General features: G+C 68.1%; 9 protein-coding genes. 4 read left to right on the top strand and 5 right to left on the bottom strand.

Annotation, left to right across the window (positions count from 1 at the left end; translation table 11 throughout):
* Positions 1-34: 34 nt before the first annotated feature.
* Positions 35-1,987 carry an NPCBM/NEW2 domain-containing protein gene (locus tag HMPREF9710_RS13220; protein WP_051205078.1) on the top strand — a complete coding sequence of 651 codons (1,953 nt, stop codon included), beginning with the start codon at positions 35-37 and terminating at the stop codon, positions 1,985-1,987.
* On the opposite strand, the gene HMPREF9710_RS13215 is transcribed toward HMPREF9710_RS13220, so the two are convergent.
* Positions 1,968-2,213 carry a hypothetical protein gene (locus tag HMPREF9710_RS13215; RefSeq protein WP_005667085.1) on the bottom strand — a complete coding sequence of 82 codons (246 nt, stop codon included), beginning with the start codon at positions 2,211-2,213 and terminating at the stop codon, positions 1,968-1,970. The genes HMPREF9710_RS13220 and HMPREF9710_RS13215 overlap by 20 nt on opposite strands.
* A gap of 292 nt (positions 2,214-2,505) precedes the next feature.
* Between HMPREF9710_RS13215 and HMPREF9710_RS13210 the strand changes: the two genes are divergently transcribed.
* The 3 genes from HMPREF9710_RS13210 (at position 2,506) to HMPREF9710_RS13200 (ending at position 9,054) form a co-directional block, all read left to right on the top strand.
* Entirely contained in the window at positions 2,506-4,644 is a 2,139-nt protein-coding gene (locus HMPREF9710_RS13210) for a TonB-dependent receptor (RefSeq protein ID WP_005667084.1), read from the top strand.
* A gap of 95 nt (positions 4,645-4,739) precedes the next feature.
* Positions 4,740-8,111, top strand: coding sequence for an ATP-binding protein (locus HMPREF9710_RS13205; RefSeq protein ID WP_005667083.1), 3,372 nt, complete (start codon positions 4,740-4,742; stop codon positions 8,109-8,111).
* The gene (locus HMPREF9710_RS13200) at positions 8,095-9,054 is read left to right on the top strand and encodes a response regulator transcription factor (protein WP_005667082.1); all 960 of its coding nucleotides are present in this window, start codon (positions 8,095-8,097) and stop codon (positions 9,052-9,054) included. Before HMPREF9710_RS13205 ends, HMPREF9710_RS13200 begins: the two co-directional genes overlap by 17 nt.
* Here the strand turns inward: HMPREF9710_RS13200 and urtE are convergent.
* From urtE to urtB, 4 genes are all read right to left on the bottom strand, one after another.
* On the bottom strand, positions 9,032-9,730 hold the full coding sequence (gene urtE / locus HMPREF9710_RS13195) for an urea ABC transporter ATP-binding subunit UrtE (RefSeq protein WP_040776624.1): 699 nt from the start codon (positions 9,728-9,730) through the stop codon (positions 9,032-9,034). The two genes, HMPREF9710_RS13200 and urtE, sit on opposite strands and share 23 nt — an antisense overlap.
* Positions 9,731-9,735: 5 nt before the next feature.
* Positions 9,736-10,515, bottom strand: coding sequence for an urea ABC transporter ATP-binding protein UrtD (urtD, locus tag HMPREF9710_RS13190; RefSeq protein WP_005667080.1), 780 nt, complete (start codon positions 10,513-10,515; stop codon positions 9,736-9,738).
* Positions 10,512-11,621: an urea ABC transporter permease subunit UrtC gene (gene urtC / locus HMPREF9710_RS13185; protein ID WP_005667079.1), complete on the bottom strand. Its 1,110-nt coding sequence runs from the start codon at positions 11,619-11,621 to the stop codon at positions 10,512-10,514. Before urtC ends, urtD begins: the two co-directional genes overlap by 4 nt.
* A partial coding sequence (gene urtB / locus HMPREF9710_RS13180; RefSeq protein ID WP_005667078.1) for an urea ABC transporter permease subunit UrtB occupies positions 11,618-12,661 on the bottom strand: 1,044 nt, incomplete at its 5' end. The genes urtC and urtB, both read right to left, overlap by 4 nt.

The raw sequence follows: 12,661 nt of genomic DNA, 5'->3' as shown, positions 1-12,661 counted from the left end.
CATGCAAAAACGCTGGACCGGAGCAGGCCAACCCATGGCATGGAAAATCGTTTGTGGTAGCCTGGCTGCCACGCTCACCTTGTTGTTCACGCCGGCGCATGCCAGCTCCCCCGGCGATCCATTGGCCCCGGCGGGCCGCTGGGAAGGCGCCACCAGCGGCAGCGCCAGCACGCCGCCGATGGGCTGGAGCAGCTGGAACGCGTTCCGCACCGAAGTCGACGAAGGCAAGGTGCTCGGCGCCGCGCAGACGCTGGTCGACAGCGGCCTCGCCAGGCTCGGCTACCAGCACGTCAACATCGACGACGGCTGGTGGCTGAAGCGCCGCACCGGCGATGGCCGGCTGCAGATCCGCACCAATATCTTTCCCTCGGCAGCCACCGGTGGACCTGCCGGCACCAGCTTCAAGCCATTCACCGACAAGCTGCATGCGATGGGACTGAAGGCCGGCATCTACACCGACATCGGCCGCAACGCCTGTTCGCAAGCCTATGACCTGCATTCGCCCAACCTGCCGCAGGGCACGACCGCCGAGCGCGAGGTGGGACTGGAAGGCCACGTCACCCAGGACATCAACCTGTACTTCAAGGAATGGGGCTTCGACTACATCAAGATCGACGCCTGCGGGCTGGCCGACTTCTTGCCGGATTCTGACCTGGTAAAGAAACAGGACTACCGCGCGGCGCCGCCCCTGATCGAACGCGGCTCGATCAACCGCACCGACGTCAAGGCCGTGCGCGCCCGCTACGAAGACGTCGCAGCGGCGCTCAAGGAGGCGCGGCCGAACAACGACTATGTGCTGTCGATCTGCGCCTGGGGCATGGCGAACGTGCGCACCTGGGGCAAGGATGTCGGCAACCTGTGGCGCACCAGCGCCGACATCACGCCGAGCTGGACCAGCATGCTGCACAACTTCGACAGCGCGGCCAAGCGCGCGCTGTACGCCGGCCCCGGCCACTGGAACGATCCCGACATCCTGCACATCGGCCACGGCGCATTCGATGCCGCCAACCCGGTCGAAGTGCGTTCGCATTTCTCGTTGTGGGCGATGATCAATGCGCCGCTCCTGATCAGCTATGACCTGCGCAATGGCCCCGCATCCTTCCTCGGAGTGCTGGGCAACGCGGACGTGGTCGCCTTGAACCAGGACAAGGCGGGCCACCAGGGCGTAATCGCCTATGATTCCGACGATGCGCAGATCATCGTCAAGACGCTGGGCATTGGTGAGCGCAAGGCAGTGGCGCTGTTCAACCGCGGCGCCTCGCCGGCGCCGGTGACCCTGCTGGCAAGTCACCTGAAACTGTCCGACAGCGCACCGGTCCTGCTGCGCGACCTGTGGTCGAAGGAGAGCACGACCTTCACCGGCGAGAAGGCGTTCACGCTCGCGCCGCACGAGACGCTCGTGTTCGAGGCGACCGGCAAGCGGCAACTGGAAAACGGCGTCTATCTGTCGGAAATCCCCGGCTCGGTCAACGTCGCCGTCGACGGCGCCCGTCAACCGCAACTCGATCCGACCGTCCACCGCATGATCGACCCATGGTCGAGCACCCGCTCCGGCGGCTCGCGTCCCCAGTACGCGGGCTGGGGCGGCGCGCAGGCGGATACGACGCCGTATGGCCAGAGCCTGCAGGTGGCGGGACAGGTATTCGAGTCGGGGCTCGGCGTACTGTCGAATTCGCGGCTCCAGGTGAAGAACGATGGCAGCCATGCGCAGTTGACGGCTTCTGTCGGCGTGGACGATTCGACCGAAGACACCCGGCAGCCCGTGCGCTTCTACGTGTATGGCGATGGAAAGCTGTTGGCCGAAAGCGCGCCGGTGGCGTTTGGCGCCAGGGCGCCGCTGTTGAAGGCGGACGTGCGCGGCGTCAAGCTCATTGAACTCGTGGTGCGAGGATCACAGGCAGCCGATGCATCGCCTGTGGTGGCGACCTGGGGGGATGCCCGGTTGACGCATGCCGCCGGATCCCCGGCTACTGTCCAACGCAGATGATCCTGGTGTCGTATTCGTGGGCGTTGCCTTTCTTCCTGGCGGCCCAGTCGATGACTTCCTGAGCGTCGGCCACCGTCATGACGGTGGCCTTTTCTTTGTTTCTGATAAAGGACACGCCTTCGAACTTGCCCTCTTTGCTGCGCATTACCTTGGCGAATACGGGCGGCTTTCCTTCCTCGGTGCGTTTTTTTTGCTGGACGAGGTAACGCTGGTCGATGGTTTCCATGTGATGTTTTATACGTGGTGGATCAAGACCGCATTTTACGGCGTGTGGTTGGCGAGCGGCTGAAAGACCGGCGCCGTTAACGTCGATACTCCAGCGGTCACATCATGACGGACCATCGTTGCAACGTGTTCCGATGGCCCTGCCCTCCCCTCGCCCGTCCGCGACGGAGCAGCACATTTACACATTTTTGATAATGAGATATCATTCTCATTAAGGAGGCACATCGTCCTGACGGCCCTTGTGCGTCTCCGATTCCCGCATCCCGGCGCCCCGCCTTCACCATCACACCCCTATGATCAGAATCGACCACCTGACCAAACGCTACGGCGAGCGCACCGTCGTCAACGACCTCAATCTGCACGTGCGCGCGATTCCGCATGCCGTCATGCTCACCTGCGCGCTGGCCGCGCCGGCGCTGGCGGAAGACATTGCCGCCGCCGCGTCCGCCGACCCGGCCCAGGTCGTCGAAGTGAAGGGGCAGCGCAGCGAGGACGAGCGCCTGGCGCCCGGCACCGGCGCCAGGTCGCTGCCCGGCGGCGTCACCACGGTGACGTCGGAAGACCTCGCCACGCTGGACATCGGACGCGATATTTCGAACGTGTTCCGGCGCGTGCCAGGCGTGGTCGCCAACAATATCGACCAGGGCGACACCGGCAACGGCTTTCGCATGCGCGGCTTCGCCACCCAGGGCACGCACGGCGCCGACACCTCGATCTACATCGACGGCGTGCCGCAGAACATCCCGTCCAGCCAGGGCGGCGCCGGCCACGGCCCGGCATTTCTCGAGTGGATGACCGGCGACATGATCGACACGATCGACGTCATCAAGGGACCGGTCTCGGCGCTGTTTGGCGACCAGAACCGCGCCGGCGCGGTGGCGATCCGCACCCGCGAAGGCGGCGCCGCCACGCCCTCGAGCGCCACGGTGACCGTGGAAAGCTATGGCGGGCGGCGTGGCTCGCTGGTGCTCTCGGGCGAGCATGGCAAGCTGCGCTCGCTGGTCGTGGCCGACCGCTACAGCCTCGATGGCTTCCGCCACGGCGCCTTTACCGATCGCAGCAACCTGTTCTGGAAACTGTCGACCACGATCGGCGACGGCGTCTACAGCCTGCGCGCCACGTACTACAAGTCCGACTCCGCCGGCGCCGGCTACCTGTCGCTGCCGGCCATGCAGGCCGGGCTCGATCCGCATTCGACGATGTACGACCTGCCCGGCTTCGGCGCCGCGCAGCGCAAGACCCTGGTGTTCAACCGCCGCCCGGCATCCGGGGAGGCCGGCTGGTTCGCCACCGCCTACGCCGAGGACTTCGAGCGCAGCCGCGCGATCCAGACCAGCACCACCCAGCACACCTACGGCTACGACGACCGCGGCATCTACGGCGCGCGCGGCGGCAACACCTGGGCCTTCGGCGACGCCGCCGTGCTGACGCTGGGCGCCGAGGCGCGCAAGGACAAGGGCGACGCGTATCGCCAGCAGTACCGCGAACGCCAGCCGACCGCCAACTACGTCAACAACCAGGACCTGGACCTGCTGACCTACGGCGTGTTCGTGCAGGGCCAGTACCGGGTACTGCCCACCGTCAAGCTGCATGGCGGCGCGCGTTACGACCGTTTCGACTACGACCTGGTCAACCTCAAGCTGCCGGCCGCGTCGACCGGCTACAAGGGTTCGGTGATCACGCCGAAGTACGGCGCGATCTGGATCGTCGCGCCCGACCTGGAACTGTACGCCAATATCGCGCAGGGCTTTCGCTCGCCGGCCGCCGAGCAGATCAGCACCAGCGGCAGCCTGGGACCGTTGGGCGCTGCGGGCGGACGCATCAACGCCGGCATCGATCCGAGCCGGGTCCGCTCGCACGATGTCGGGTTCAACGCCAGGCCGCTCGACGGCCTGAGCGTGTCCGGCGCGTTCTACACCATCCAGAACGACGACGAGATCGTCAACACCGCGCCCGACGTGTTCGTGGCCTCGGGCCAGACCACCCGCCGCGGCGTCGAACTCGACCTGCGCTACCAGTTCAGCAGCGCCTTCAGTACCTACCTGAACTATGGCCGCATCCTGCGCGCGCGCCTGGACAACCCGGCCCCCGGCGCCGGCGCCCGCCTGTCGGTGCCGGAGCATACCTGGAAGGCCGGCGTGCAGTACCGCAGCGCACTGGGACCGGGCCGCCTGACGCTGGCCGGCGACGTGTATGTCACGGCCGGCAATCCCTACTACATGGGCACGCCGCTATACGAACGCGATATGCCGACCTATGTGCGCTACGACGTCAAGGCGACCTACGACATCGGCAAGTTCCAGGGCGCGCTGTTCGCGACGCTGCAGCCGCACAGGTTCGCCAGCGACATCGCCTATGGCACGGCGGCCGGACTGGTGGTCACCACGGTGCCAGAGGCCAGCGGCGGTGCATCGCTGCGGTATTTCTTCTGACGCGGCGATAAAGAAGCGGGCGCGTGGCGGGCCGTAGCCCGGGTTCTGGCACATAAATTGCGTTCCGGGTTGGAGAACCCACCATTCCTCCGCCCATGAGCGCATCCGCCCCACACCCCGGCAAGCCGGGCGCCCAGCCGGTCCAGCGCATCGTCAAGATCCGGCGCGACTACAATACCTGGGTCGCCGACGAGACCATCGAGGATTATGCGTTGCGCTTTACCCCGCGCGCATTTCGCAAATGGTCGGTGTTCCGGGTCGCCAATACCGCCTTCGGCGCCATCTCCTTCCTGGTGCTCGAAGCGATCGGCGGCACCATCGCCCTGCAGTACGGTTTCATCAACGCCTTCTGGGCGATCCTGGCGGTGGGGCTGATCATCTTCCTGACCGGCCTGCCGATCAGCTACTATGCGGCGCGCCACGGCGTCGACATGGACCTGCTCACGCGCGGCGCCGGCTTCGGCTATATCGGCTCGACCGTCTCGTCCTTCGTCTACGCCTCGTTCACCTTCATCCTGTTCGCGCTGGAAGCGGCCATCATGGCCTATGCGCTCGAACTGTACTTCGGCCTGCCCCTGTGGCTCGGCTACCTGGCCAGCGCGCTGGTGGTGGTGCCGCTGGTGACGCATGGCGTGACCCTGATCAGCCGCATCCAGATGCTGACCCAGCCGCTCTGGCTCGGGCTGATGGCCCTGCCCTTCATCGCGATCCTGGTGAAGCGCCCGGAGTTGCCGGCCGAGCTGCTGCACTTCGGCGGTGCACAGGGCGGCCATGGCGGCTTCGACATGCTCGCTTTTGGTGCCGCGACCGCCGTCGGCGTGGCCTTGATCACCCAGATCGGCGAACAGGTCGACTTCCTGCGCTTCATGCCGCCTCAAAGCAAGCCCACACTCGGCTGGCACCTGGGCGTGCTGGTCGCCGGTCCCGGCTGGATCGTGCTCGGCATCCTCAAGATGCTGGCCGGAGCCCTGCTCGCCCTGCTGGCGATCGAGGGCGGCGCCAGCCTGGCCGATGCCGTCAATCCAACCCATATGTACCTGGCCGGATTCGGGGAGTTCTTCGACAGCCATGGCGCGGCGCTGCTGGCGACCGTGCTGTTCGTCGTGGTCTCGCAGATCAAGATCAACATGACCAACGCCTATGCCGGTTCGCTGGCCTGGTCGAACTTCTTCGCGCGCCTGACCCACAGCCATCCCGGGCGCGTGGTCTGGGCCTGCTTCAATGCCCTGATCGCGGTGCTGCTGATGGAGATGAACGTGTTCCAGGCGCTCGACCTGGTGCTGGCCCTGTTCTCGAACGTCGCCATCGCCTGGATCGCGGCGGTGGTGGCCGACCTGGTGATCAACAAGCCGCTCGGCGTGAGTCCGCCCGGCATCGAGTTCCGGCGCGCCTACCTGTACGACATCAATCCGGTCGGCGTCGGCGCCATGCTGCTGGCCTCCGTCCTGTCGATCGCCGCCTTCGGCGGCCTGTTCGGCGCCACCGCCCAGGCCTTCTCGGCCTTCATCGCCCTCGCCACCGCCTTCATCGCGGCACCTGTCATCGCCCACGCCACCCGCGGCCGCTACTACATGGCGCGCCAGCCGCACACCGACCCGCCGCGCAGCACCGTGTGCAGCATCTGCGAGAAGGAGTACGAACCGGAGGACATGGCGCAGTGCCCGGCCTACGGCGGCGCGATCTGCTCGCTGTGCTGCTGCCTCGATGCCCGCTGCGACGACGCCTGCAAGCCCCAGGCGCGCATCGCCGTGCAGTGGCAGGCGGCCATGCGCTGGCTGCTGCCGCGCGCCAGCTGGCCCTACCTGGGCGGCGGGCTCGGTCACTACCTGCTCTTGATGACGGTCACCGTGCTGTTCCTGGGCGCCCTCCTCGGCACGCTCTACCTGCACGAAGCCGCCGCCCTGACGAGGAGCGGCGACGTCCGCCTGCTGGCGCCGCTGCAGCTGGCGTTCGTGAAGCTGTTCGGCGCGCTGCTGCTGGTCAGCGCCATCATCGCCTGGTGGCTGGTGCTCAACAGCCAGAGCCGGCGCGTGGCGCAGGAAGAAGCGCAGCAGGCCAAGAAGCAGGCCGACCAGGCCAATCAGGCCAAGAGCCGCTACATCGCCGGCATCAGCCATGAGATCCGCACCCCGCTCAACAGCATCCTCGGCTACGCCCAGCTGCTCGACGACGACCCGTCCATTCCCGACCACCGCCGCCAGGCGATCCGGGTGATCCGCGGCAGCGGCGAACACCTGCTGTCGCTGATCGAGGGAACGCTCGATATCGCACGCATCGAGGGCGGCAAGCTCAGCATCGACATGCGCCCGCTCCGCTTCGACGCTTTCATCGGCCAACTGGTGCGCATGTTCGAGCAGCAGGCCGCCGGCAAGGGCCTGGCCTTCGTCCATGCATGCGACGGCGTGCTGCCGCCGCTGGTACGGGCCGACCGCAAGCGGCTCAGCCAGATCCTGATCAATCTCCTCGGTAACGCCGTCAAGTTCACGGCGCGCGGTGCGATCGTGTTCCGCCTGCGCTATGCGCGCGACATGGCGTACTTCGAGGTCGAGGATTCCGGGCCCGGCATCCTGCCCGAAGAGGTGGAAAGCATCTTCGAGCCGTTCACGCGCGGCAGCGCGGGCAATGCCGGCGACAGCGCCGGCACCGGACTGGGCCTGCCCATCAGCAAGCTGCTCACCGAGCTGATGGGCGGCGAACTGACGCTGCGCCCAAGCGCCGGCGGCGGCAGCGTGTTCGCGGTGCGCCTGCTCCTGCCGCGCGTGCATGGCGACGCGCACAGTCCTGCTACTGGTCAGACCGATGCGCCAGCGCGGCGCCACGGCTATGCCGGCGCCCGGCGCCGCATCCTGGTGGTGGACAACGAGCGCAACGATCGCGAATTCCTGGTCCAGTTGCTGGCGCCGCTGGGCTTCGTGGTCGGCCAGGCGGCATCGGGCGCCGAATGCCTGCAGCGCCAGGCCGGCTTCGCCCCCGACCTGATCCTGATGGACCTCGCCATGCCGGGCATCGACGGCTGGGAGACCAGCCACCTGCTGCGCACCGAGCACGGATGCCTGGCCCCGATCGCGATCGTCTCGGCCAACGCCTACGACAAGGGCTTGCCGAATCCGGCCGGCATCGGCGCCGACGATTTCTTCACCAAGCCGGTCCAGGTCGACGAGCTGCTCGACTGGATCGGACGGCGCCTGCGGCTCGACTGGCTCGGCGCCGCCCCTGCACCCGCACCCGCACCCGCGACCGCAAGCGCCCCGCCTCGCCCGCCTGCGCCTGGCGCACTGGCCGCGCTGCGCGCCCAGCTCGCGGCCGGCTACGTGCGCGGCGTGCGCGCCGAACTGGATCGCCTCGCCGCGCTCGGCGCGGCGCACCACGACTTCGTCGAGCTGATGCGCGGGCATGCGGCCCGCCTCGACCTCGACGCCATGACACGCCTGATCGACACCGGAGAATCCCATGCCGCAAACGATTGAACGACCACCGGGCCCGGTGGTGCTGGTGGTGGACGACGTCCCCGACAACCTCGCCGTGCTGCACGATGCGCTGGACGAATCGGGTTACGCGGTGGTGGTGGCCAACAACGGCGCCACCGCGCTGGAGCGGGCGCGCGCACTGCTGCCCGACATCGTGCTGCTCGACGCCGTGATGCCCGGCATGGATGGCTTCGAGGTCTGCCGCCAGCTCAAGGCCGACCTGCGCACGCGCGCCATTCCCGTGGTGTTCATGACCGGCCTCACCGAGGACGAACACATCCTCGCCGCATTCCAGGCCGGCGTCGCCGACTACGTGACCAAGCCGGTGCGCCAGAGCGAAGTGCTGGCCCGCATCGGCGCCCACATGCGCACCGCCAGCCTGGTCACCCAGGCGCGCAGTGCGCTCGACGCCTTCGGCCACGCGGTGCTGGTGGCCGGCCTGGACGGCCGCATCGCGTGGCAGACGCCGCTGGCGCGCCAGTGGCTGCAGGCCTGGTTCCCGGAGGGCGCCGGGGCCGGCATGCCGGCGCGCGTGGCGCTCTGGCTGCGCGAGGCCGTCGCCGCCCGCGAGCAGGGGCAGGAGCCGGCGCCGCTGGTGCTGGCGCAGGGCACGCGCCGCCTCGGCTTCGAACTGGCCGAAGCGCTCGAGGGCGGCTGCTACTCGATGGTGCTGCGCGAGGAGTCCGACGCCGCCCAGGTCCAGGGCCTGATGGCCGGATTCACGCTGACCCGGCGCGAAGCCGAGGTGCTGCACTGGGTCAGCAAGGGCAAGACCAACCGCGACATCGGCGACATCCTCGGCACCAGTCCGCGCACGGTCAACAAGCATCTCGAGCACGTATTCGCCAAGCTCGGCGTCGAGACGCGCACGGCGGCGGCCTCGCTCGCGATGTCGCGTCCGGCGGCGGCAGGACGGTCCGCTAGACCGCCAGGTGCCGCCTGACCTCGTCGCTGTCCATGGTCGCGCGCGCGCCGGCCGCGACCACCGCGCCGCGCGACAGCACCAGGTAGCGGTCGGCCAGCGCATGGGCGAAGTCGAAGTACTGCTCGCACAGCAGGATCGCCATGTCGCCGCGCGCGCGCAGCAGGCCTATCACGCGCTCGATGTCCTTGATGATCGACGGCTGGATGCCCTCGGTCGGCTCGTCGAGGATCAACAGGCGCGGGCGCTGCAGCAGCGCGCGCGCGATCGCCAGCTGCTGCTGCTGGCCGCCCGACAGGTCGCCCCCGCGCCGCCGCAGCATGTCCTTCAATACCGGAAACAGGACGTACACCTCGGGATCGATGTGGCGTGCCGCGCGGCCCGGCAGGCCGGCCATGCCCATGCGCAGGTTCTCTTCCACCGTCAGGCGCGCGAAGATCTCGCGGCCCTGCGGCACATAGGCGATGCCGGCGGCGGCGCGCGCATGCGGGCTGAGGCGCGTGATGTCGCGGCCGGCGAGCCGGACTCGTCCGGAGGCAACAGGCAGCACGCCCATCAGGCATTTGAGCAGCGTGGTCTTGCCCACGCCGTTGCGGCCCAGCAGGGCCAGGCACTGGCCCTGCGCGAGCGCCAGCGATACGCCGCGCAGGGTGTGCGAAGAGCCATAGTACTGGTTCAGGTCATCGGCTTGCAGCATCATGGTCAGCGTCCCAGGTAGACTTCGATCACACGTTCGTCGGCCTGCACTTCGTCCATGCGGCCCTCGGCCAGCACCGCGCCTTCGTGCAGCACCGTGACCTTGCCCTGGCGGGCGATCTCGGCGACGAAGCCCATGTCGTGCTCCACCACCATGATCGAGTGCCGTCCGCGCAGCTCGTCGAGCAGTTCGGCGGTGCGCGCGGTCTCGGCATCGGACATGCCGGCCACCGGCTCGTCGAGCAGTATCAACGCCGGCTCCTGGATCAGCAGCATGCCGATCTCGAGCCACTGCTTCTGGCCGTGCGACAGCAGGCCGGCCGCGCGCCAGGCGTGATCTTCGAGGCGGATCTGGCGCAGCACCGCGCCGATGCGGTCGCGCTGTTCGCCATCGAGGCGCGCGAACAGGCAGGCGCGCACCCGCTTGTCCATCCTGAGCGCCAGCTCCAGGTTCTCGAACACCGTATGCGATTCGAACACGGTCGGGCGCTGGAACTTGCGGCCGATGCCGGCGCGCGCGATCTGGTGTTCGCTGAGCAGGGCCAGGTCGTGGCGCTGGCCGAACCACACGCGCCCCGAACCCGGTCGCGTCTTGCCGGTGATGACGTCCATCATCGTCGTCTTGCCGGCGCCATTGGGACCGATGATGCAGCGCAGCTCGCCCACCGAGATGTCGAGCGTCAGCCGGTTCAGGGCGCGAAAGCCATCGAAGCTGACGCTCACATCCTCCAGGTACAGGATGGCGCCGTGGCTGGCATCTAATGTGTCGTCATGGGCGACTCTCATGCCGCTTCCTCCAGTGTTGGCGCCTCGTGCGCGGCCGGCGCCGGCCGCCGGCGCGGAAGGCGCAGTCCGAGCAGGCCCTTCGGCATCAGGAGCGTGACCAGGATGAACAGCAGGCCGAGCGCGAACAGCCACAGGTCGGGAAAGGCGGCGGTGAACCAGCTCTTGAGGCCATTCACGGTGAATGCGCCCAGGATCGCCCCCAGCAGCGTGCCGCGCCCGCCCACCGCCACCCAGATCACCATCTCGATCGAGTTCGCCGGCGACATCTCGGACGGATTGACGATGCCGACCTGCGGCACGTACAGCGCCCCGGCGATGCCGCACAATACCGCCGACAGGGTCCACACGAATAGCTTGAACCACAAGGGGTCGTAGCCCAGGAACATCAGGCGCGGCTCGGCGTCGCGCACGCCCTGCAGTATCCGGCCCAGGCGCGAGGCGACCAGCCACCGGCACAGGCACAGCGCGCCGACCAGGAAGACCAGCGTGGCCAGGTACAGCGCGGCGCGGGTGCCTGGCGCCGTGATATCGTAACCGAGGATGCGGCGAAAGTCGGTGAAGCCGTTGTTGCCGCCGAAGCCGGTATCGTTGCGGAAGAACAGCAGCATGCCGGCATACGCCAGGGCCTGGGTGATGATCGAGAAATACACGCCCTTGATGCGCGAGCGGAAGGCGAAGTAGCCGAACACGAAGGCCAGCACGCCCGGCGCCAGCACCACCAGCGCCATGCAGTACCAGAAGCTGTCGGTCATGGCCCAGAACCAGGGCAGTTCCTGCCAGTCGAGAAAGACCATGAAGTCGGGCAGCGCGCTGCCGTACACGCCGTCGCGGCCGATCGCGCGCATCAGGTACATGCCGTGGGCGTAGGCGCCCAGCGCGAAGAACAGCGCGTGGCCCAGCGACAGGATGCCGGTGTAGCCCCACACCAGGTCGAGCGCCAGCGCGGCCAGCGCGTAGCACATGAACTTGCCGACCAGCGCCAGCGTATAGCCGGAGACGTGCAGCGCATGCTCGGGCGGAAACGCCAGGTGCAGCAGCGGCAACAGCGCCGCCAGCAGCGCCAGCGCGGCGATCGATACGCCCGTGAAGGTCCTCGGCTTCGTCATTCCACGCTCCTTCCCTTGAGGGCGAACAGTCCCTGCGGCCGCAGCTGGATGAAGACGACGATGAACACCAGGATGCCGATCTTGGCCGGCACGGCGCCGGCGAGCGGCTCCAGCAGCTTGTTCAATTCGCCCAGGCCGAGCGCCGCGATCACGGTGCCGGCCAACTGGCCGACGCCGCCCAGCACCACCACCATGAACGAATCGATGATGTAGGCCTGGCCCAGGTCGGGACCGACGTTGCCCAGCTGCGACAGCGCCACGCCGCCCAGGCCGGCGATGCCGGAACCCAGGCCGAAGGTCAGCATGTCGATGCGCCCGGTGGGCACGCCGACGCAGTCGGCCATGCGCCGGTTCTGCATCACGGCGCGCACGAACAGCCCGAGCCGGGTGGCGTTGAGCAGCAGCCAGACGGCGGCCGTCACCAGGATCGCGAACACGATGATCGCGATGCGGTTGTAGGGCAGCACCAGCGAGCCGAGCACCGTCACCCCGCCCGACATCCAGGCCGGATTGGCCACCTCGACGTTCTGGGCCCCGAACAGCGTGCGCACACCCTGCATCAGCACCAGGCTGATGCCCCAGGTGGCGAGCAGGGTTTCCAGCGGACGGCCATACAGCCAGCGGATCACTGTGCGCTCGATCGCCATGCCGGCCAGGGCCGCCACCGCGAAAGCGGCCGGCAACGCCGCCAGCAGGTACAGATCGAGCGCGTCCGGCAGGTAGCGCCGGAACAGGGTCTGCACCAGCCAGGTCGTGTAGGCCCCGATCATCAGCAGTTCGCCATGCGCCATATTGATCACGCCCATCAGGCCGAAGGTGATGGCCAGCCCCAGCGCGGCCAGCAGCAGCACGCTGCCCAGCGACAGTCCCTGGAACAGGTGGCCGGCCAGGTCGGCGCGGCGCAGGCGGCCGTCGAGGACGGCCAGCGCCCGGGCCGCGGCGACCCGCACCGCATCAATCGGCTCGGCGCCCGGCTCCAGCAGCGCCTGCAGCAGCGGACGCTGGGCGGCGCCGCCCAGCTCTCCCAGCTGCTGCGCGGC

Source organism: Massilia timonae CCUG 45783 (assembly GCF_000315425.1).
Lineage (GTDB): Bacteria > Pseudomonadota > Gammaproteobacteria > Burkholderiales > Burkholderiaceae_D > Telluria > Telluria timonae.
Note: the sequence above shows the minus strand (reverse complement) of the source record. Positions and strands in the feature narration are given on the sequence as shown.